This window comes from Corynebacterium sp. HMSC056E09, assembly GCF_001813425.1.
Classification (GTDB): domain Bacteria; phylum Actinomycetota; class Actinomycetes; order Mycobacteriales; family Mycobacteriaceae; genus Corynebacterium; species Corynebacterium hesseae.
Genome location: NZ_KV812521.1, coordinates 19,719 through 41,051 on the forward strand (window position 1 = coordinate 19,719; position 21,333 = coordinate 41,051).

Here is a 21,333-nt window from a genome sequence, read left to right on the forward strand (position 1 = left end):
TATACCGGGCTAACCCTGCCAGCGATCGCGGTTTGCGGACTCGCGCGTGACCTCTCCATCCGTGCCAAAGTCGAACTCGTCCACGAGGCCGCGGCGTGCCTGGGAAGCGCGTTTACGCTCGGCAGCAGAGACTCGCTCGGTGCTCATGAGGCGGCCATCCTGGCCACGGCCGGCGTCAGTAGCACGCCCGCCCGCCATCGGCTCATACTCGAAGGTGATGTCCCCGATGGTCACCGGGCAGCCTTCCTGCGCGCCTTGGCGGTGCAGTTCCTCTTCGACGCCGGCCTTGGCCAGACGGTCTGCGAGGTAGCCCACGGCCTCGTCGTTTTCGAAGTCGGTCTGGCGAATCCAGCGGTCGATCTTGTCGCCCTCGACGATGAATCCGCCCTCCACCTCGGGATCGGGGCGGACGGTGAAGTCCGCGAAGGAGCCCTTCTTTTTCTTGCCCACGGACTTGGGCTGAATGATGGTGTGGTTCTTGTCCACCGCCGCCTTGGGCTGTGACTTGCGGTGTTCTTTCACCATCTCCATCAGCTTGTACTTGAGGGGCTCTAGCCCCTTGCGCGCCACCGCGGAAATGATGAAGACCGGCCAGCCGTACTTCTCCTCGAGGTCACCCTTGACGAATTCCGCGAGCTCCTCTGCCTCGGGAACATCCGCCTTGTTAAGGATGATGACGCGCGGGCGCTCGCGCAGGTCACCGAGGCCGGTGTCCTGTTCCAGGAGCTCCTGGTACTTGGCCAGCTCGGTCTCGAGCGCCTCGATGTCGGAGAGCGGATCGCGGCCCGGCTCGATGGAAGCGGTATCCACCACGTGGGCGAGAACCGCTGTGCGCTCAATGTGGCGTAGGAAGTCGAGGCCTAGGCCCTTGCCCTCGGCGGCTCCCGGGATGAGCCCCGGGACATCCGCCATGGTGAAGGACTCGTAGCCCATGTCCACCACGCCCAGGTTGGGCTGGAGGGTGGTGAAGGGATAGTCACCGATCTTCGGCTTGGCTGCCGAAAGCACAGAAATGAGGGAGGACTTGCCCGCGGAGGGGAAACCGACGAGGCCGACGTCCGCCATGGACTTCAGCTCCAAGATTAGATCGCGCGCCTCGCCCGGCTCTCCCTGCAGCGCAAAGCCCGGGGCCTTGCGGGCGGCCGAGGCTAGCGCTGCGTTTCCAAGTCCACCGAAACCACCCTCCGCGGCCACGAAACGGGTTCCCGGGACCGTGAGATCCGCGAGCATCTCCCCGTCCTCGGTATAGACCACGGTGCCTTCAGGGACCTCGAGAATGAGGTCCTCGCCGCGCGCGCCGTTGCGCCAGTCACCGGCGCCGTTGCCGCCGCGGCCGGACTTCAGGTGCGGGCGGTAGTGGAAATCCATGAGGGTGTGGATCTGGGTTGAGACCTCCAGCAGGATGTCTCCGCCGTGGCCGCCGTTGCCGCCATCGGGCCCGCCGAGCGGCTTAAATTTTTCGCGGTGGACGGAGGCGCAGCCGTGTCCGCCGTCGCCTGCCTGCAAGTGCAAAACCACTCGGTCAATGAATCGTGCCATGCCCGCTAGTCTAACGGTTCCTGGCATACCGTCCTAGTTGAGCACTGCGGGGATCTGAAGCAACGCCCCTTTAGTTTTCTCCACGCTCCCCCGCCACGCCGGCCGCGTAAAAACGACAAAATCCCGAGCGAAAAGCTCGGGATTACGCCATGAAGCTCTTAGGCAGTTGCTTCTGCAACAACCTCTTCGGCCGGAACAATGTTGACCAGACGACGTCCACGCTTGACGCCGAACTCAACAGAGCCTGCCGCGAGAGCGAACAGGGTATCGTCGCCGCCGCGACCAACGTTCTCACCCGGGTGGAACTTGGTGCCGCGCTGACGCACGATGATCTCGCCGGCCTTAACCTGCTGACCACCGAAGCGCTTAACGCCGAGGCGCTTGGACTCGGAATCGCGACCGTTGCTGGAGCTGGAAGCACCCTTCTTGTGTGCCATGTGGTTTCCCCTCCTTCAGGGATGAATTAGAGCCGGTTAAGGCTTACTTGATACCGGTAATCTTCAGCGTGGTCACCGGCTGACGGTGACCAAGGCGACGCTTGTAACCAGTCTTGTTCTTGTACTTGAGGATGTCGATCTTCGGGCCCTTGCCCTGCTCGACAATTTCAGCGGAGACGGAGACCTTCTCCAGGTCTGCAGCCTTCGACTTGACGGTTGCGCCATCGACGAGCAGAACCGGGGTGAGAGCAACGGAGGAACCCGGCTCACCCTCGATCTTCTCGACCTTGACGAGGTCACCTTCAGCAACCTTGTACTGCTTTCCGCCGGTCTTGACGATCGCGTACATAGAGGGCTACCCCTTATCTAAACTCGGCTCGCTAGCAGCTGGGTGGTGCCGCTAACGAATGGACATTGGACATTGGCGTTTAGAACCACATCCGCGAGAGACGTGCGGGAACCGCAGCGCGTCCCATCGAGCGCATTCATGGTCTAAACAGCGACTGTCAAAGACTACCCCGTGAGGGGGCGAAAAGGCAAAACGCCTTTTCTAGCGCGACCTGCGCCGTGCTACTCGACGCCTCCCGCGCCCGCCCTTTCGTGCCTTCGACGCTGTGGTCTGTGCGGAAGACTCTCGCCGCTGCGCTTCGCTCCCCTGTCCGCGTTCATTCGACGCCGGGGTGGACTGGCTCTGTGCCATCTTGCGCACCACTCGGCGGCGGCCGCGGCTGCGGGTCGCGCGCACGCTCGCGTTCTCGCCCGGCTCCGCACCCTTGCGCTCAGCCTTGGCCTCCTTTTTAGAGGTGGCTAGTTGAGCGTCCTTTGCTGGGGTCTCGTCCTGCGCGAAGTCTTCACGCTTCGGGCGAATATCCGAGCGGGAATTTCCGCGCGTGCGGCGCTTGCGGCGCGGTGACTTCTCAAAGGCTTCAACAGCCTCGTCATAGGTCTGCTCCGAGCGCTGGTTGGATGCCTTTTCCGCACCGGCGTGCTCATCGCGCTTGCCGTGCTTCGCGCTCGAGCCCTCACTCGTCTCCTCGCGCTGTGGCTCCCGGAAGGTACGCGTTGCCCGGCGCGGCTTGCGCGAGCGCTTCGCCTTCGACTTCGGCTTCGAGCGCTTCGCGTCCAGGCTTTCCGCTACGGCATAGCCAATGGAAGCGCTATCCGGGGTATCCGGCTCGTCCTCGTCGACGACGACCACGTTGGCCACGAGCTCCTCCAAGGAGGACTCGTCATCGCGCGAAGCTTCCTTTTCTGTGGCAGTTTCGTGCTCGGCGGCTTCCTCGTCGTCGCGGTGCATGCGCACGGCAGCCGGGTGCTGCTTAGGATCGCGCTGCGGTGCGCGGCGCTCCTTGCGGCCTCGGCGCTGTGGCTTCGAGTTCTCCTCCTCGGCATCCTCATCAACCGGGTACTCGTGAATGATGATGCCCCGGCCATGGCAGGCCTCGCACTCGGTGGAGAAAGTCTCGATGAGGCCTGTGCCCACGCGCTTTCGCGTCATCTGCACCAAGCCCAGTGAGGTGACCTCAGAAACCTGGTGGCGCGTCCGGTCACGTCCCAGCGCCTCCTTGAGTCGGCGCAGCACAAGGTCCTGGTTTTCCGGCAGCACCATATCGATGAAGTCCACGACGATCATGCCGCCGATATCGCGCAGGCGCATTTGACGCACGATCTCCTCGGCCGCCTCGAGGTTATTGCGGGTCACCGTCTCCTCGAGGTTGCCGCCGGAACCGGTGAACTTGCCCGTGTTGACGTCAATGACCGTCATGGCCTCAGTGCGGTCGATGACGAGGGTGCCGCCAGACGGCAGCCACACCTTGCGGCCCAGGGCCTTCTGCAGCTGCTCATCGATGCGGTAGGCGCTGAAGGCATCCTCGCCATCGTGGTCGCGGGCGTCGTAGCGCACAACGCGGTCCGCCAAGTCGTGCGCCATGGAGTCCACGTAGGCGCTGACCGTGTTGTAGGAACGCTTGCCGTCCACAACCAAGGTGCTGAAGTCCTCGTTGAAAAGGTCGCGCACGACCTTGATGAGCAGGTCCGGCTCTTCGTACAGGGTGACCGGCTTGGCGCCCTTCGTTGCCTTCTCGTGCGCGGCGCGGGCGCTAATGTCCTCCCACAGGGAGTGCAGGCGGTTGACGTCGGACGCGATGTCCTCCTCCGACACGTTCTCCGCTGCGGTACGAATGATGGCGCCGCCATCCCCCGGGATGACGCGCTCCAGAATCCCCTTGAGGCGCTTGCGCTCCGGCACCGGCAGCTTGCGGGAGATTCCCGCGCTGCGCCCGCCGGGCACATACACCAGGAAGCGGCCGGCCAAAGAAATCTGAGTGGTCAAGCGCGCGCCCTTGTGGCCGATAGGATCCTTGGCCACCTGAACTAGGACCTGATCACCGGACTTCAAGGCATTTTCCACCTTGCGGCCGCGTCCGCCAATGCCCAATGCGCGCCAGTCGATGTCTCCCGCATACAGCACACCGTTTCGGCCCTGTCCAATATCGACGAAGGCTGCCTCCATCGAGGGCAGCACGTTTTGCACACGGCCCAAGTAGATATTGCCAATTTGGGAGGGGTGCGTCTCCGTCGTGACGAAGTGCTCGACCAGGAGATCATCCTCCAGCACACCGACCTGGGTGATGATGCCCGCGCCGTCGGTGCGCTGCTTATCGCGCACCACCATGGTGCGCTCTACAGATTCGCGACGCGCGAGAAACTCCGCTTGGGAGACGATGTGCTGGCGCTCGCGACCCTTCTCCCGCAGCTCCGCACGGCGGCGGCGCTGCGCCTCGATGCGGGTTGAGCCCTTGATGGCCTTCGGCTCTTCAATGTGCTCGACTTCCTCGCGGGCTGGCCCGCGGCTTTCCGCCCCGCGGCCACGGGAAGTTCCGCGGCTGCCGCGACGGCGACCACGCGGCTGGCTTACCGGCTCCGAATCTTCCTCGGTTTCTTCCTCGCGCTTTTCTGGCTTCTGACACTTGGCCAGCGGAGTGATCTTCGGCGCCATGAAGACCGGCGCGAAGTCGTACACGTCCGGGTCTTCCTCAGCCATCGGGGTGATCAACGGGGTGAGGTCCTCGTCCTCGGCGCTATCACCGGCCTCGACGAGCGCCTCGTGCAGCATTTCGGCATCGACCTTGTCGACGATCTGCGAAATCTCGTTATCAACGTTCTTGCGCACGCGCTCACGCAGCTTTTCTTCTTCCTCGCTCAACTGCTCCGGCTGCTCCGGCTGCGCAGCAGGCTCTTCCGGTGTGGGTTCCCCTGCCTGCCCCTTCGGCTCAGCCTTCTTGCCTGCCTTGCTCACGCGCTTCGCCGCGCGCTTGGCGCGCTTCTTCTTCACGGTCTTCTCCGGCTTTTCCTCAGCCGGGGCTTCAGTAGTTTCTTCGACAGGTTCTTCGGGGGTCTGCGCAGCATCAGCCGTGGCTGCAGCCTGGTCGGTGCCCTCGGTGGCGGCCTGCTCGGGAGCTTCGGTGGCGGGCACGAGGACGTCGATAAGCTGGCCCACCTCTTCCGGCGTAAGTGTGGACTGTGCGGACTTCTTGATTCCCATCTCCGCGAACTGGGCCACCAATTCCTTGGAAGCCACGCCCACCTGCTTGGCCAAGGCATAAAGGCGAGTCTTGGGAGCGAGTGCCTCGCGGTCAATCCCCGCTACAGCCGCAGCCAACGTCGATTCAATACGTTCTTCTTTTGTTTTCTTCTTGGATGCCATCAGTGGCTTATCTCCTGACGTTGTGCTCACCCCGGGCGCAGGTTGCCGCCACACGGTAGTGAGTCTTTGAAAAATTCTCATCATCTTTATTAAGTTGTCAGCGCCTTCTATTCTGGCACAGAGCTCGATTAAGGCTCACATGTTAGTATCGCCGCTATGTCCAACGGCGCGCCCACAAACACACCTGCAGAGCGGAAAATACCTGTCCACGCGCCACGCACTGTGGCGCAGGCGCGCGCCCGCAACGAGATCGCGCTGCGGAATATCGTGACCGTAGCCGTACCCGCGGGCATCGCTTCAGGCCTTCGCGTCGTTGACTTCCCCTATCCCTACGCGGTCCCGGTCTACGCGGTGCTCATCATGGTGATGCTCTACGGAGCCTTCCGCATCATTCGCAGCAAACCAAAGTTTGTACAAGCCGCGCAGGAAGAGTTTCGGGCGGGCGACTACCCCACCCTTGCCTACTTGTTGCCGGTGCTCGCCATCTTTTCGCCGCTTATCACCGAAGGGATTAAGTCCACCGGGATTCTCGGCGATATATCGCTCAACCCCATCCTCGTCGCAGCGGGCCACACGGCCTTTGCCATACCGGCGTTCATCATCGGTGGCCGCGCCTTCGGCACCACCTCTTTCCGCGTGGGCAAGCGCCGCATCAAAGCCATCACAGAAAAGGACAGTTTGGATGGCGTCACAGAGAAAAGCATTGCCGCCGTTGAGGAACACCCAGAGGCCCTCAGCGGATTGGTGGCGGCGGGCGCCGTTACCGGTAACACGATTTCCATCCCAGCATTGAGCAAGCTACTCGGCTACGAGGAGGGGCTCGAGGAGGAAATGCGCGAGCTCGAGAAGGCAGGCGTGGTGAAGATGTCTGGCTTGATATACGGCAAAGGAAAACGCACCTACAACATCACGCTTACCGAGGCAGGTGTGCGCAGCATGGACGCCGCGCACACACGCTAGCGTGGAAGGGTGTCATCGCCCGGAAAGAGCTTCGGCCCGATCCACAGCATAAGGTAGACCAAGCTCACGAGAACGGGGATTTCAACGAGAGGACCAATCGTTCCGGCTAGGGCCTGGGCAGAAGTCGCGCCGAACGTTCCAATGGATACCGCGATCGCAAGCTCAAAATTGTTTCCTGCAGCAGTAAAAGCCACGCTGGCAGATTGCGCATAGTTCATCCCTACGGACTTAGCTACGCCCAATGACAACACAAACATGCCAACGAAATAGATAACTAATGGCACAGCAACGCGTGCTACCGCTGCTGGCTGCTCCACGATGTTTTCGCCTTGCAGAGAAAACAGCAGAACGATGGTGTAAAGCAATCCGATCAGAGCCAGAGGCGATACAGCAGGGAGGAAGCGGTCCTCAAACCACTCTCTTCCCTTCGCCTTTTCGCCCCAGAAGCGGGACAACGCACCCAAAAGGAACGGAATGCCCAGGAACACGAGAACAGCCTTGACGATGGCCCAAAAAGAGAACTCTGCACTCGTGGTATCAAGTCCCAACCAGCTTGGGAGGATGCGAAGGTAGAACCATCCCAACACGCCAAACATGGCCACTTGGAAAACAGAGTTAAGCGCGACAAGGATCGCCGTTGCCTCGCGGTCAGCACACGACAGATCCGACCACACGAGCACCATGGCGATACAGCGAGCAAGACCCACAATGATCACGCCGGTGCGAAGCTCCGGCTGGTCAGCCAAAAAGAGCCATGCCAGGGCAAACATGAGCGCAGGCCCCACCAGCCAATTGAGGACGAGCGACACCACCATAAGACGGCCATCAGTAGCAATTTCCCGGGTTTTCTCATAGCGGACCTTCGCCAAAGGCGGATACATCATGAGGAGGAGGCCAATTGCGATCGGAATGGAAATCCCACCAATTTTGACGGCCCCTAAGGCGTGACCAATTCCGGGGAGAAAGTGGCCGAAAAGCAGTCCAATGGCCATCGCCAAGATGATCCACACGGGTAGAAAGCGGTCAAGAAAAGACAACGTGGGACGCTGCGGCAGGGCCATGTCTTCCTCTTCCTTCATTGTTGAACAGAGCAGGATACGAAAGTGCAATATACAGCTCGTATTGATGCACGTCAATATGATTACGAAGGCAAGCATAGCCCATATACTGAACACATGGCTTCCTCCCCCGCTCCCAAGACCAGCGCTGACGCGGCTGAGTGTTGTTCCCTCAGCACGGGCCCTCTGAGCGCCGCCGAGGCGGCGCACTTTTCCCAGCAATTTAAAGTCCTGGCTGACCCAGCCCGCCTCCGGCTCCTGTCCATTCTGTGTGATGAAGGGTGCGGACCGATGAGCGTCACGAAACTCACAGAGCTCACCGCACTGAGCCAACCCACAGTCTCCCACCACTTGGCACGTCTGCGGGAAGCTGGCCTCCTCACCCGAGAGCAAAGAGGCCGTACCGTCACTCATCGCGTTGAAAAAGACGCTTTTACGGCGTTGCGCACACTTCTCTCTTTCGATTGACCCGCGAACCAGCGTGCACCCGTTAGCCAGCGTGCAATAGCGGGGCGGGAAATAGAAAAAGCCCGAGCATCTGCTCGGGCTTCGTTACGCGCTCAGCGCAGTAATCATAGTTAGAGGTTCGGGAACCAGATGGAGATCTCACGCTCAGCGGACTCCGGGGAGTCGGAACCGTGAACGACGTTCTCGCCAACGGTCAGAGCGAAGTCACCGCGGATGGTGCCCGGGGTGGCCTTCTCCACTGGGTGGGTGCCACCGGCGAGCTGACGCCATGCGGCGATGGCGGATTCACCTTCGACAACGCCCGCAACCAGCGGTGCGGAGGTGATGAAGTCAACGAGATCGCCGAAGAAAGGCTTATCCTCGTGCTCTGCGTAGTGCTTCTTTGCGGTCTCCTCGTCGGCGACGCGCAGATCCATGGCGACGAGCTTCAGGCCCTTGCGCTCGATGCGGGAGATGATCTCGCCCACGTGGCCGTTCTTCACGCCGTCCGGCTTGATGAGAATGAGTGTACGTTCAGTCATAGGGCACATAGTACAGAACAGGTGCTCCCGCGTCCCGACAGTGGGCCAATTATTAAGCGCTACGTGAGGCGGCGCACGATTTCCTCCGCGCGCTCATGGCTCGTGCCACGAAACCACATCTGTACTTGACGCACGGCCGTGCCGTATTGGCCGCTCTCCAGCAGGCCTTTCAGCTCCTCGCGGTGCCATTCTTCCAAATCCGCAAACTCCACCGGGCGCTCGTCGCGCTGCTGTTTGAGCACGCCGACGACGAGGAAGACGAAGGCCGGAATCAACAGCGCCAGTGGCAGCGCAAAACCGCCAAAATACAGCTTGGCCACGAGAGCAGCGATGCACAGCAGGGCGGACAGGCCGTAGAGAAGAAAGAGCATGCCGGCTAGTCTAGCGCGTTCAGCGTCGACTGCAGCCAGACGCGAGAGTTCATGAGCAGGCGCTTCGCCTCCGCGGTATGGGGAGCCCACAACTCGAAGGCGTGGACGCCGCCATCCACAACCTCGCACTGCGTGGGCACGCCTGCGGACTTCAGGCGCTCGGCGTAATCCACAATCTCGCCGTAGAAGAGCTCGCTGCTGCCCGCATACAGCCACGCCGGCGGTAGGCCAGACAGTTCCGCGCGGCGGCCGGGCACGGCATAGGGCGCGTCCGGCTTGCCGTTGGTGTAGTAGCGCCAGGCCTGCGCGTTGGAATCCGCATCCCAGATGGGGTTGCGGTCGGTGGACGCTGCGCGGTCATCCAGCATCGGACAAAATAGCCACTGCCCCGCCGGCTGGATTCCGCCTTCATCATAGAGGCGCTGGCACAAGGCGGCGGCGAGCCCTCCCCCGGCGCTTTGGCCGCCGATGACAATCCGATCCGGACTAATTCCCAGCTCCTCCGCGTGCGTGAGGAGCCAGTGGTGGGCCGAGTGGACGTCGTCAAGCGCGGCCGGATAGGGGTTTTCCGGGGCATAGCGATAGCGCGGCGCGATGACGGTGACGCCGACTTCCGCGGCGGTCTCTTTGAGGTGTTTGACGTCCTGGCGCGGATGGCCCATGAGCAGCCCTCCGCCGTGGATCCACAACACGGCGCCGCGTGGGTTCTCCGGGCTATAGATGGTCGCGCGGATTTCGGCGTTTCTCACCCGCCGCGTGCGCACGCCCTGGATATAGGGGGCGGGCCACAGCGCTGGAACTACACGCCCGGCGCGGCGGATCAGCGGGTTGGTCGGATCCCACAAAGACATGAATGCTGCGCCCGCGCGCAGCTCCGGCCGGATATACACCGCGGCGGTCTACTTCTCAGTCAGGTGCTGCGTAGTGAGGTAGCCGCGGTCCATGCGGGCAACGAGCACCGAGCGCATATACGCCGCCAGAGCCCAGAGAAGGGCGAAGATGATGAAGATCGTGGCCACGGACCAGTGGACCATGAAACCAAGAACAATGCCGATGACGTGGAACACGATCAATACCCCGACGACCCAGGACTTGTTCATGAACGGGAAGGACGCTAACAACAGCACCATAAATCCGATGACCACGCCATAGTTGAACGGGGTCCACAGGGTGCCGTCATACAGCTTGTACAGCATCGGCAGCGCCAAAACCAAGGTGATGAGTTCCAGCGTGAGGGAACTGGCCACCACCATGCCACCGAATTGCTTGAGGGGATCCTTGGCCGGCGCTTGGCCTAGTCCGAGCGGGCCGATCTCCTCCTCGGGGACGGGTTTGCGGGGGCTCATGCGGGCTCCTTTCCAAAGAGTGCGCGGGCGTCACCTGCCGTGACCACCGAGCCAGTAATCACGATGCCGGAACCGGACTGCACATCGGCCTCCTCCGCCAATTCCACGGCTTGGGTATAGGCGCTGGGCAGCTCGGGTTCGACATACACGCGCTCCTCACCGAAGATGTCGCGGGCGAGCTCCGCTAGCTCGTAGGCATCGCGGGCGCGCGGCGAGGTGTTCTGCGTGATGACGACTTCCGTGAGAACGGATTCCAGGGCCGTGAGGATGCCGGCGGCGTCCTTGTCGGCGAAGATGGACACCACGCCGATGAGGCGGGCGAAGTCGAAGTCGCGGTCGAGCGCTGCGGCTAGGGCCTTAGCGCCGTGCGGGTTGTGGCAGGCGTCCAAGAAGGTCGTGGGGCTGGTGCGCACGCGCTCCAGGCGTCCGGGGGAAATGGCCTTGGCAAAGCCGGTGCGCACGGAGGCGATGTCGAGCTGATTGCCTGACGACGCCCCGAAGAAAGCCTCCACCGCCGCCAAAGCGACGGCCGCGTTCTTGGCTTGGTGCTCGCCGTGCAGCGGCAGGAAGATGTCCTCATAGAGGCCGCCGAGACCTTGGATGGTGAGCTGCTGGCCGCCGACGGCAATGCGGGATTCCAGCGCGGCGAACTCGGAGCCCGCGCGCGCTACGCCGGCGCCGACGTCGACGGTGCGCTGCAGCAGCACGCGCATGGCCTCCGGCTCCTGCTCGGCGATGATGGCGATGTTCTCCCCCGGCGTGAGCACATCATCGGCGTCGTGCTCGCGGGCTTTGATGATGCCGGCCTTTTCACCGGCGATCTCGGTGATGGTGTCACCGAGGTAATCCGTGTGGTCGAGACCCACCGGCATGACCACGGCTACCTCCGCGTTGACCACGTTCGTGGCATCCCACGTGCCGCCGAGGCCGACCTCAACCACGGCGACGTCGATAGGCGCATCGGCGAAGGCCGCGTAGGAAATACCCACGAGCACCTCGAAGGTGGACATGGGGATGTCGGAGCGGGAATCCACCATTTCCACATAGGGCTTGATTTCGCGCCAAATGCGCACGAAGTCGCGCGGGTGGATGGGGTGGCTGTCGATGCCGATGCGCTCGGTCACCAACTGCAGGTGCGGGCTGGTGACGAGGCCTACTCGGCGGTGGAAGGCGCGCAGCAGCGAATCGATCATGCGCGCGGTCGAGGACTTGCCGTTGGTGCCTGCAACCTGGATGACGTGGAAGGAACGCTCCGGGTTGCCCAAGAGATCCATGAGCATCTCGATGCGCTCGAGGCTGGGCTCAATGATAGTCTCCGGGGCACGCGCGTTGAGCTCCGCGGTCACCTGAGCCAGCTCCGCGAGCTCCTCCGGCGTGGCCTGCTCGGGCGCTACCTCCTCGTAGTCATCCTCACCGCCGAGGTTGAGCGTTAGGCCGGAGTCGGTGATTTCGACCGGCCCGCCATCGGTGCCCTCCGCGAGGGCATCGACGACCTCAAATTCCTCGCGGTCTTTCTCCTCCGCCACTACTTGAGCCCCTCCAGACGTGCGGTGATGCGCTCGACTTCTTCCTGGGCCACCTGCTGGCGCACGCGGATCTTCTCCACGACTGCCTCCGGCGCCTTGGACAGGAAGGCCTCGTTGCCCAGCTTCTTGCCGGTCTGGTCCAGCTCCTTTTGGGCCTTGGCCAAATCCTTCTCCAGGCGCTTGCGCTCTGCGGCGACGTCGACGGCACCGGAAGTGTCCAAGGTGACCTCGACGGTGGCCTGGGACAAGCGCACCTCGATGGAGGCGGACGCGGTGAAGTCCTCACCCGGCTCGGTGGTGTTGGCCAGGTTGCGGATGAGCCCTTCCTGCTCCTGCAGGTCGGCCGCGGCGAAATCGAGGCGGCCCGGGACCTTCTGCGAAGGCTTGACACCCTGGTCGGAGCGGAAGCGGCGCAGCTCGGTGATGAGCTTGTCTGCGTCCTGAATGCGGCGGGCGGCGACCTCGTCCTTCTCGGCGCCGCCGTTGGTGTGCTCCTGAGTCGGCCACTGCGCGGTGACGATGGTCTCCCCGCCGGTCAGGGCCTTCCACAGGACCTCGGTGACGAACGGCATGGTCGGGTGCAGCAGGCGCAGAACCAGGTCGAGCACGCGGCCCAGGACGATCTGGGTCGTGCGTCCGGTGGCCTGCTCCTCGGCGCTCGCCGCATCGAAGTCGCGCGGGATCTGGGTCTTGGCAATCTCCAGGTACCAGTCACACAGCTCATCCCACACGAAGTGGTAGAGCAGCTCGTTAGCCTTGGCAAACTGGTAATCATCCAGGTAGGCGTCCACCTTGGCGCGGACCTCTTCGGAGCGGTCGAGGATCCAGCGGTCGGCGTCGGTCAGCGCGTCGCGTGCCGGCAGCTCAGCCACGCCCGCGCCGTTCATGAGCGCGAACTTGGTGGCGTTGAAGAGCTTGGTCGCAAAGTTGCGGCCGGCAGCGGCGGCATCGACAGCCAGCGGCAGGTCCACGCCCGGGTTCGCGCCGCGGGCCAGGGTGAAGCGCAGTGCGTCCGCGCCATAGTCGCGCACCCAATCCATCGGGTCGATGCCGTTGCCCAAGGACTTCGACATCTTGCGGCCCTGCTCATCGCGCACCAGGCCGTGCAGGTAGATATCCGTGAACGGAACCTGCGGGCGGCCGTCCTTGCCCTCACCGAGCAGCTCCGGGGTGTGGGCGCCGGCGAAGGTGCCGAACATCATCATGCGGGCGACCCAGAAGAAGAGGATGTCATAGGCGGTGACCAACACGTTCGTGGGGAAGAACTTCTCCAGATCGGCGGTCTTTTCCGGCCAGCCCATCGTGGAGAAAGGCCACAGCGCAGAGGAGAACCAGGTATCCAGAACGTCCGGGTCCTGGACGTAGCCTTCTGGGGCTTCCTCGTCGGGGCCGACGCAGATAATGTCGCGCTGGCCGTCCTCGCCCTCCGGGCCGTACCAGATCGGGATGCGGTGGCCCCACCACAGCTGGCGGGAGATGCACCAATCGTGCATGTCATCGACCCACTCGAAGTAGCGCGGCTCCAGGGACTTCGGGTGGATGGTGGTATCGCCCTCGCGGACGGCATCACCGGACATCTTCGCCATCTTCTCCACGGCCACGAACCACTGCAGGCTCAGGCGCGGCTCGATGGGCTCGCCGGAGCGCTCCGAGTGACCCACGGAGTGGACGTAGGGGCGAATCTCCTTGACAATGCGGCCCTGCTCGCGCAGCGCCTCGCGGATCTCCACGCGGGCTTCTTCGCGGGTCAGGCCATCGAACTTCGTGCCGGTGTTCGCGATGTGGCCGGTGGTGTCCATGATGGTGGGCATGTCCAGGTCGTGGCGCAGGCCCATGGCGTAGTCATTCGGATCGTGCGCCGGGGTGATCTTCACGGCACCGGTACCGAATTCCATGTCCACATAATCATCGGCGATGATCTTCAGGCTCAAATCATCGCGGAAGGGGTGCGGCAGTTCCTTGCCCACCAGGTGGGCGTAGCGCTCATCGTCGGGGTGGACAGCGATGGCGACGTCACCCAGCATCGTCTCCACACGGGTGGTGGCAACGATGAGGTGCGGTTCGTCGTCGTTCAGCGAACCATAACGAATGGACACGAGCTCGCCCTCGACGTCCTTGTACACGACCTCGATATCGGACACCGCGGTCTCCAGCACCGGGGACCAGTTGACCAGACGGTTAGCCTGGTAGATCATGCCCTCGTCGTAGAGGGTCTTGAAGATGGTTTGCACGGCGCGGGAGAGGCCATCATCCAGGGTGAAGCGCTCGCGGGACCAGTCCACCGAGTCACCGATGGCGCGCATCTGGTTCTGGATGGTGCCGCCGAATTCTTCCTTCCACTCACAGACCTTGTTGATAAATTCCTCGCGCTCATAGTCCCAGCGCTTCTTGCCCTCCTGCTCACGCAGGCGGGCCTCCACCTTGGTCTGGGTGGCGATGCCTGCGTGGTCAGCGCCCGGCAGCCACAGGGTGGCATAACCCTGCATGCGCTTGCGGCGAATGATGGAGTCGATCAGAGTGTGGTCCAAGGCGTGGCCCATGTGCAGCTGGCCGGTGACGTTCGGCGGCGGCAGCACGATGGAATAAGGCTCCGCCTCCGAGGAAGCATCCGGGGTGAAGTAACCGGCGCTTACCCAGCCTTCGTAGAGGTCTTTCTCTACTGCCTGCGGCTCCCAGGACTTGGGAAGCTGGTCCGCGCGGTTGGTGCCAACGAGTTGCTCTTTATTCTGATCAGTCACCTGGCCAACTCTACCCTGTGCGTCAACTGGCACCAGCGCCGTGTCTAGAGTAAGGGCATGTCTCACAACCCTGGCCACCGCGCCCGCCTCCGCACCCGTTACTTCGCCCAAGCCAAAGACAACTCTCAGGCATTCGCGTGCCTGACGAGCTATGACTGCATGACCGCCGAGATCTTCGATGAAGCCGGGGTAGATCTCCTGCTCGTCGGCGATTCACTGGCCAATGTGGTGCTGGGCCGCGAAACCACGCTCTCGCTCACCCTGGATGAGATGATTCCGCTGGCCCGCGCGGTGGTTGCATCGACCTCCCGTGCCTTCGTGGTGGTGGACCTTCCCTTCGGCTCCTATGAGGACGGCCCCTCCCAGGCGCTCGAGACCGCGGTGCGCGTCATGAAGGAAACCGGCGCGCAGGCCGTGAAGCTGGAGGGCGGTGCGGAGCGCGCTCCCATTGTTGCCGCGCTTGTCGCCGCCGGCATCCCGGTCTGCGCCCACATCGGCTTCACGCCCCAGCAAGTCCACGCCTTGGGCGGCTTCGTGGTCCAAGGCCGGGGTGCCGGTGCGGAGAAGCTTCACGACGACGCCCGCGCCCTCGCCGAGGCCGGCGCCTTCGCCGTGGTGCTGGAGATGGTCCCGGCGGCCCTTGCTGAGCAGGTGACCAGGGAGCTGCCCATCCCCACCATCGGCATCGGCGCCGGTGCGCAGACCGACGGTCAGATTCTGGTGTGGACCGATGCCTTCGGCCTGGGCGGACCCAAGGCGCCGCGCTTCGTGCGCCGCTACGCAGACCTGCGCGGTGCGCTACTGGAAGGTGCGAAGGAATACGTAGCGGATGTGGGCGAGCGCTCCTTCCCCAACGCCGAGGAATCCTTCGAGGACTAGGGTTTTAAGCCATGCAGATCCTGAAAACTAAATCTGAACTCCGTGCCTTCCGCGCCGCAGCCTCCGGCACCGTGGGCTTGGTGCCAACGATGGGCGCGCTTCACGACGGCCACGCGTCCCTCATCCGCCGCGCCCGCGAAGACAACGACACCGTGGTGAGCTCGGTCTTTGTCAATCCCCTCCAGTTCACGGACCTGGGCGATTGCGAAGACTACCGCGCCTACCCGCGCACCCTCGACGCGGATGCCGCGCTGCTGGACTCATTGGGAGTCGATGCGGTCTTCGCCCCCAGCGTGGAGGAAATGTACCCGGATGGTACCCCGCGGGTGTGGGTGCGCACGGGTGAGATGGGCTCGGTCTTGGAAGGCGCCTCGCGCCCCGGCCACTTCGACGGCGTGGCCACCGTGGTGAGCAAGCTGTTTCACCTTGTCGCACCAGACCGCGCTTATTTTGGGCAAAAGGATGCGCAGCAAGTAGCCATCATCCGCCGCCTGGTGGCGGACCTCGATGTGCCGCTGGACATCATCAGCGTGCCCATCGTGCGCGCAACGGACGGCGTGGCCGAGTCCAGCCGCAATGCGCGGCTTAGCCCCCGCGAGCGCGAGCAGGCGGTCGCCCTATCCCAGGCGCTCTTCGCGCTGCAGGATGGCGCCTCGCTCGAAGAAGCCGAATCCCAGCTCGCAGCCTCCCCCGGTGTGACGGTGGATTACCTCACCGTGGTGGACCCGGCCACCCTCGAGCCCGTAGATGCACAACACCGGCCCGCCTTGGCGCTGGTTGCAGCGCAAGTGGGGCCGGTGCGGCTCATCGATAACTTGGTGCTGGAGGCTTAGCCCTTCAGCAGGTGGGCTACGGCCTCACGCTCCTCACGCAGCTCCTGCACGGAGGCCTCGATGCGCTCCTTCTGGAAGTCACTAAGCTCCAGGCCTTGGACGATTTCCCACTTGCCGTCGCGGGAGACGGTGGGGAAACCTGCGACGAGGCCCTCGTCCACGCCATAGGAGCCATCCGAAACGATGGCGGCGGTGCGCCAATCCTCGGTGCCATGGATCCAATCGTGCATGTGATCCACTGCGGCGGATGCTGCAGAGGCTGCCGAGGAGCGGCCACGCACAGCGATGATCTCAGCGCCACGCTTGGCCACCTTCGGAATCATCTCCTCCTTGTACCAGGTCTCATCTACCTCAGCGTTGGAGTAGGTCAGGTCCGGGAACTGGGAGGCGGAGTGGTTGCCCCAAACGGCAACCTTGGTCAGCTCCGCGGTGGGCACGCCCGTCTTGAGGGACACCTGGCTCAGCGTGCGGTTGTGGTCCAGACGCATGAGCGCGCTGAACTGGCTCGGGTCCAGGTCCGGAGCGCTGTTCGCGGCGATGTAGGCGTTGGTATTGGCCGGGTTGCCCACGACGAGGACGCGAACGTCGCGTGCGGCGACGGCGTTCAGCGCCTTGCCCTGCACGGTGAAGATAGCGCCGTTAGCCTCCAGCAAGTCAGCGCGCTCCATACCCTTGGTGCGCGGGCGGGAGCCCACGAGGAAAGCAGCCTTGGTGTCCTTGAAAGCCACCTCCGGATCATCGGTGACGGTAATGCCGCGAAGGAGCGGGAAGGCGGAGTCATTAAGTTCCATGGCCACGCCCTCAGCGGCACCAACGGCGTCCGGGATTTCCAGCAATGCGAGTTCAACTGGGGTGTCCTTGCCATAGACATCGCCAGCAGCGATGCGCCACAGCAGGGAGTACGCGATGTTGCCGGCAGCGCCGGTCACGGTGATCTTGACGGGTTGAGAAGCAGTCATGTGTGAATCCTTTCGGCTGGGTACTCACTTCCCCACCCTAGTCCCGTTTTTCGCCCCCATGGGGTGTGATTTTACCCCCGAAAGATGCGAGTTCTTTGCACTTGAACTCCATAGCCGTCTTTTTTCGGCATAGTGGACAACTGTACGCATATTCATCGACTAGACGGGACTTTCCATGAGCACTGAGGCTGCAACGGTCGACTCCGGCTCTGTTGAGCACGTGATCGATGTTGCGATAACGCAGTTTTCTGAGCACGGTTACGCCGATACCAAGCTCGAAACCGTGTCGAAGCTGTCTGGAATGTCCAAGCGCATGATCCATTACTACTTCGGGGATAAAAAGGGCCTCTACCAGCAGGCATTGGCTGCAGCTGCCCAGCGGCTCAACCCTCCGGAGGGCAGCTTGGAAATCAATTCCGCGGTCCCGGTAGAGGGCGTGCGCACTTTGGTGGACTGGATGTTCCGCCAGCACGTGGACAACCCGGAGGCCATCCGGATGCTGACGATGGAGTCCTCTCACAGTGTGCTGGAGTCCTCGCACGCGCTTGTCGACGTTTCAGCGATCTCCCTCCACCTCGACAGGCTGCTTATGCTGGGCCAAGATTCCGGCGCCTTCCGCCCGGGCATTTCTGCGAACGATATCTTCACTCTGATTTCGGCGCTGACGATGTACCGGGTGACAAATCACGCGATGATGAGCAATCTGCTCGACATCGATATGCACACCCACAACAACACCGAGGGTCTGCACCGCATGGCCGTCGATGCCGTGCTGGCCTTCCTCACGGCGAACATCCCCGACATTGGCTTTGAGTCCTACCTCAAGCAGAACGAGACCGAGCTGGAAGCCGAATCCGCGCCCTTGGACGTCTACTCCACCGAGGACGAAGGCGACGTGTCCCGGGACCTCTACGAGTAGAACCCTCTTCCCAGCACCGGGCGAGCAATAAAACCACAGTAAAGGAACCATTTACCCGCCGGCCCGTGCATAATCCCAGGTCACGATCTCGCGCCATAGCTAAATGGTCCCACTCATCTGGTTCCTTTGCCCCCCAGCACGAAGATGGCATCTGACAGACGGCGTTTTTAGGCCTGAAAACGCCTTTTAGACAGCGCAAGAGGCATCTTCAGCCGTGAAGATGCCTTTTATAAGATGCCGTTTAGGCGGATTCCTTCGCCTCATCCGAGTACACGAACTCCGGCTCGCCGCCGTCAGTCACGCAGTCCTGCGTGATGTGGACGCTGGCAATGTCCTCGCGGTCCGGAAGGTCATACATGATGGGAACGAGCAGCTCCTCCATGATGGCGCGCAGGCCGCGGGCACCGGTCTTGCGCTCGAGTGCTAGCTCGGCAATTGCCTCCAGCGCCGCATCCTCGAAGTGCAGCTCCGCACCATCCATACTGAACAGGCGCTGGTACTGCTTGACCAGGGAGTTCTTCGGTTCCACCAATACCTTAACCAGCGATTCGCGGTCCAGGTTGTCCACCGTGGCAACCACCGGAAGGCGGCCGATGAATTCCGGGATGAGGCCGAACTTCACCAGGTCCTCTGGGCGCACCTGGGAGAAGAAGTCGACGGACTCCTTCTCGTCCTTGCTCTCCAGCTTGGCGCCGAATCCCACGCCCTTCTTGCCCACGCGCTCCGAAATCACCTTGTCCAAGCCCGCGAAAGCACCGGCCACGATGAAGAGGATGTTCGTCGTATCCAGCTGGATGAACTCCTGATTCGGGTGCTTGCGCCCGCCCTGTGGCGGGATGGCCGCCACGGTTCCCTCGAGGATCTTCAACAGCGCTTGCTGCACGCCCTCACCGGACACATCGCGGGTAATCGAGGGGTTCTCCGACTTGCGGGAGATCTTGTCCACCTCATCGACGTAAATGATGCCGTGCTGCGCGCGCTCCACATCAAAGTCCGCAGCCTGCAGCAGCTTGAGCAGGATGTTCTCAACATCCTCGCCCACGTAACCGGCCTCGGTCAGGCTCGTGGCATCCGCGATGGCAAAGGGGACGTCGAGCAAACGCGCCAGGGTCTGCGCCAGGTAGGTCTTGCCGGAGCCCGTCGGGCCCAGCATCAGGATGTTGGATTTGGCAATCTCCACCTCTTCATCCTGAGTCTTCTTCCGACGGCCCTCCAGGCCGGCGGCTTCCTCAGCCTTGATGCGCTTGTAGTGGTTGTACACAGCCACCGACAACACACGCTTGGCCTGGTCTTGGCCGATGACATACTTATCCAGAAAAGCCGAAATCTCCGAAGGACGCGGAAGGCGCATTTCCTTCTCTTCGTCCGCCTCAGCCTGAGCCGCGCCGAGCTCCTCTTCGATGATTTCGTTGCAGAGCTCGATGCACTCGTCACAGATGTAGACGCCGCCGCCGGCGATAAGCTTCTTCACCTGCTTCTGGCTCTTTCCACAGAAGGAACACTTGAGCAGGTCAGCGCTTTCTTGCATACGTGCCATGAAGGCCTTTCAACTCTTTTCTCTGGGGTTGGGTGGAGCGATTTTACCGCAGTCCATTCCACTCTAGTAAACCACCCAGACCCGAGCGCTATTCCTCGCGCGGCGGCGCGCCACTGAATTTAAAACGGCAGTTAATGGACATAGACAGAGCGGTTCACTAACTTACATCGAAACCTCTCCATCAGCAGAAAGACTTTCATGGACATCCGCGAACTCATCGACCGCTCCCCCATGGGCGCGCGCCAGTGGCTCATCATCGCCATCGCCCTCTTCCTCAACGCTCTCGACGGCTACGACATGGTGGCCATGGCCTTCGGCGCCGGACCTGTCAGCGAAGAGTTCGCCTTGTCCAATTCCTCCCTAGGCTGGCTCCTCTCCGCCGCGCTTATCGGTATCGGCCTCGGTTCCTTCTTCCTTGCCCCGCTAGCTGACCGCCTCGGGCGCACCACACTGATTACCGTCTCACTCATCATCGACCTCGTCGGCCTCGTTCTCACCGCCCTCGCGCCAACGTTTAGCCTTCTCCTCTTCTTCCGCCTCATCACCGGCATTGGCGTCGGCGGCGTCCTCGTCTGCGTCACCGTCCTCGTCAGCGAGTATTCCAACCTGCGCTTCCGCGGACTGGCCGTCGCCATTTATGCCTCCGGCTACGGCCTTGGTGCATCCTTCTGCGGTGTTATCGCATCAACCTTCGATAGCTGGCAACCCATCTTCTGGGTCGGCGCAACGCTCACCGTCGTGGCCCTTATCCTCACGGTTGCTGTCGTCCCCGAGTCCGCCGACTTCCTCGCCGCCCGCGGCCGCATGGACGCCGTGCGCACCATCACCGCCAAGCTCGGCCTCAAGAGCGAGGTCAGCGTCCGCCCCCGCACCACCCACAAGGCGTCCTACAAGGACCTCATCTCCCCACAGTTCCTGCGCACCTCCATCAAGCTCTGGCTGGCATTCAGCTTCATCATGTTTGCCTACAACTTCACCTCACAGTGGACCCCGAAGCTACTTACCGCCGAGGGCCTGACTGCTCAACAAGGCATCATCGGCGGCATCATGCTCTCCTTCGGCGGGGCTATCGGCGCCATCCTCTTCGGCCTATTCACCACGCGCATCGACGCCCGCCCGCTGCTCATCGCCTTCTGTCTTGTCTCCTCCGTCGTCCTCGTCGGCTTCATCAACTCCACCGCCGTGCCCACCCTCATGTTCGCCCTCGGTGTCGGCGTAGGCCTTAGCCTCAACGCCTGTATTTCCGGCCTCTATACCGTCACCCCGGAGGCCTATCCTTCCGCACTGCGCACCACGGGCACGGGCGCCGCCATCGGCATTGCTCGCGTCGGCGCCACCCTCGCGCCCATCCTGGCCGGCTACCTCCTCGAAACAGGCTGGACCCCGACGGGCCTCTACCCCCTCGCTGGTGTTACCGCGGTGCTGGCCGCGCTCTCCCTCATCGGCGTGCGCGCCTACACGGCGACCACGAAGCACAGCACGCCACAACCGGTAGCGGCCTAGGCTGGGGCTCAGAGCCACCCTCAACCGCAAAGG

The 21,333-nt window shown here is 62.7% G+C and carries 19 protein-coding genes; 6 read left to right on the forward strand and 13 right to left on the reverse strand.

The window, feature by feature from the left end; genetic code table 11:
• Window positions 1-9 precede the first annotated feature (9 nt).
• The 4 genes from obgE to HMPREF2912_RS11465 all read right to left on the reverse strand — a co-directional run bounded on the left by obgE (window position 10) and on the right by HMPREF2912_RS11465 (window position 5,682).
• Window positions 10-1,539: a GTPase ObgE gene (obgE, locus tag HMPREF2912_RS11450; protein ID WP_070684254.1), complete on the reverse strand. Its 1,530-nt coding sequence runs from the start codon at window positions 1,537-1,539 to the stop codon at window positions 10-12.
• Between the two features lie 158 nt (window positions 1,540-1,697).
• Window positions 1,698-1,976: a 50S ribosomal protein L27 gene (gene rpmA / locus HMPREF2912_RS11455; protein ID WP_070519487.1), complete on the reverse strand. Its 279-nt coding sequence runs from the start codon at window positions 1,974-1,976 to the stop codon at window positions 1,698-1,700.
• Window positions 1,977-2,019: 43 nt separating this feature from the next.
• Entirely contained in the window at window positions 2,020-2,325 is a 306-nt protein-coding gene (gene rplU, locus HMPREF2912_RS11460; protein WP_010190885.1) for a 50S ribosomal protein L21, read from the reverse strand.
• A gap of 201 nt (window positions 2,326-2,526) precedes the next feature.
• Entirely contained in the window at window positions 2,527-5,682 is a 3,156-nt protein-coding gene (locus HMPREF2912_RS11465) for a translation initiation factor IF-2 N-terminal domain-containing protein (protein ID WP_070519485.1), read from the reverse strand.
• Between the two features lie 156 nt (window positions 5,683-5,838).
• Here HMPREF2912_RS11465 and HMPREF2912_RS11470 point away from each other — a divergent pair, with 156 nt between their 5' ends.
• Entirely contained in the window at window positions 5,839-6,642 is an 804-nt protein-coding gene (locus HMPREF2912_RS11470) for a hypothetical protein (RefSeq protein ID WP_209167744.1), read from the forward strand.
• On the opposite strand, the gene arsB is transcribed toward HMPREF2912_RS11470, so the two are convergent.
• Window positions 6,639-7,703, reverse strand: a complete 1,065-nt coding sequence (gene arsB / locus HMPREF2912_RS11475; protein ID WP_070520131.1) for an ACR3 family arsenite efflux transporter — start codon at window positions 7,701-7,703, stop codon at window positions 6,639-6,641. The genes HMPREF2912_RS11470 and arsB overlap by 4 nt on opposite strands.
• Before the next feature lie 114 nt (window positions 7,704-7,817).
• On the opposite strand from arsB, the gene HMPREF2912_RS12770 reads away from it, so the two are divergent.
• On the forward strand, window positions 7,818-8,168 hold the full coding sequence (locus HMPREF2912_RS12770; RefSeq protein WP_083299213.1) for an ArsR/SmtB family transcription factor: 351 nt from the start codon (window positions 7,818-7,820) through the stop codon (window positions 8,166-8,168).
• A 110-nt stretch (window positions 8,169-8,278) separates the two neighbouring features.
• Here the strand turns inward: HMPREF2912_RS12770 and ndk are convergent, their stop codons facing one another.
• Genes ndk through HMPREF2912_RS11505 form a run of 6 tightly spaced genes read right to left on the reverse strand, consistent with a single transcriptional unit; the run spans window position 8,279 to window position 14,670 of the window.
• Complete coding sequence (ndk, locus tag HMPREF2912_RS11480; RefSeq protein ID WP_070519481.1) at window positions 8,279-8,689, reverse strand: nucleoside-diphosphate kinase; 411 nt, start codon at window positions 8,687-8,689, stop codon at window positions 8,279-8,281.
• Window positions 8,690-8,748: 59 nt separating this feature from the next.
• Window positions 8,749-9,060 carry a hypothetical protein gene (locus tag HMPREF2912_RS11485; RefSeq protein ID WP_070519479.1) on the reverse strand — a complete coding sequence of 104 codons (312 nt, stop codon included), beginning with the start codon at window positions 9,058-9,060 and terminating at the stop codon, window positions 8,749-8,751.
• A 5-nt stretch (window positions 9,061-9,065) separates the two neighbouring features.
• Window positions 9,066-9,911: an alpha/beta hydrolase gene (locus HMPREF2912_RS11490; RefSeq protein WP_070624526.1), complete on the reverse strand. Its 846-nt coding sequence runs from the start codon at window positions 9,909-9,911 to the stop codon at window positions 9,066-9,068.
• Window positions 9,912-9,959: 48 nt separating this feature from the next.
• Entirely contained in the window at window positions 9,960-10,406 is a 447-nt protein-coding gene (locus tag HMPREF2912_RS11495; protein WP_070519477.1) for a DUF4233 domain-containing protein, read from the reverse strand.
• Complete coding sequence (locus tag HMPREF2912_RS11500) at window positions 10,403-11,932, reverse strand: bifunctional tetrahydrofolate synthase/dihydrofolate synthase (RefSeq protein WP_070624518.1); 1,530 nt, start codon at window positions 11,930-11,932, stop codon at window positions 10,403-10,405. The genes HMPREF2912_RS11495 and HMPREF2912_RS11500 overlap by 4 nt, the downstream gene beginning before the upstream one ends.
• Window positions 11,932-14,670: a valine--tRNA ligase gene (locus HMPREF2912_RS11505; protein ID WP_070684256.1), complete on the reverse strand. Its 2,739-nt coding sequence runs from the start codon at window positions 14,668-14,670 to the stop codon at window positions 11,932-11,934. The genes HMPREF2912_RS11500 and HMPREF2912_RS11505 overlap by 1 nt, the downstream gene beginning before the upstream one ends.
• A gap of 57 nt (window positions 14,671-14,727) precedes the next feature.
• Here HMPREF2912_RS11505 and panB point away from each other — a divergent pair, with 57 nt between their 5' ends.
• Both panB and panC read left to right on the forward strand, forming a co-directional pair.
• A complete protein-coding gene (panB, locus tag HMPREF2912_RS11510) occupies window positions 14,728-15,549 on the forward strand; it encodes a 3-methyl-2-oxobutanoate hydroxymethyltransferase (protein ID WP_070564636.1) in 822 nt (273 codons plus the stop codon).
• An 11-nt stretch (window positions 15,550-15,560) separates the two neighbouring features.
• Window positions 15,561-16,382, forward strand: a complete 822-nt coding sequence (gene panC / locus HMPREF2912_RS11515; RefSeq protein WP_070684259.1) for a pantoate--beta-alanine ligase — start codon at window positions 15,561-15,563, stop codon at window positions 16,380-16,382.
• Here the strand turns inward: panC and HMPREF2912_RS11520 are convergent.
• Window positions 16,379-17,341 (reverse strand): malate dehydrogenase, encoded by a 963-nt coding sequence (locus tag HMPREF2912_RS11520; RefSeq protein WP_070530427.1) that lies wholly within the window; start codon window positions 17,339-17,341, stop codon window positions 16,379-16,381. The two genes, panC and HMPREF2912_RS11520, sit on opposite strands and share 4 nt — an antisense overlap.
• A gap of 175 nt (window positions 17,342-17,516) precedes the next feature.
• Here HMPREF2912_RS11520 and HMPREF2912_RS11525 point away from each other — a divergent pair, with 175 nt between their 5' ends.
• Entirely contained in the window at window positions 17,517-18,260 is a 744-nt protein-coding gene (locus tag HMPREF2912_RS11525; protein ID WP_070684261.1) for a TetR/AcrR family transcriptional regulator, read from the forward strand.
• A 241-nt stretch (window positions 18,261-18,501) separates the two neighbouring features.
• Here the strand turns inward: HMPREF2912_RS11525 and clpX are convergent, their stop codons facing one another.
• The gene (gene clpX, locus HMPREF2912_RS11530) at window positions 18,502-19,797 is read right to left on the reverse strand and encodes an ATP-dependent Clp protease ATP-binding subunit ClpX (protein ID WP_070624520.1); all 1,296 of its coding nucleotides are present in this window, start codon (window positions 19,795-19,797) and stop codon (window positions 18,502-18,504) included.
• Between the two features lie 198 nt (window positions 19,798-19,995).
• On the opposite strand from clpX, the gene HMPREF2912_RS11535 reads away from it, so the two are divergent.
• The gene (locus HMPREF2912_RS11535; RefSeq protein ID WP_070684263.1) at window positions 19,996-21,300 is read left to right on the forward strand and encodes an MFS transporter; all 1,305 of its coding nucleotides are present in this window, start codon (window positions 19,996-19,998) and stop codon (window positions 21,298-21,300) included.
• The last annotated feature ends 33 nt before the right edge of the window (window positions 21,301-21,333 follow it).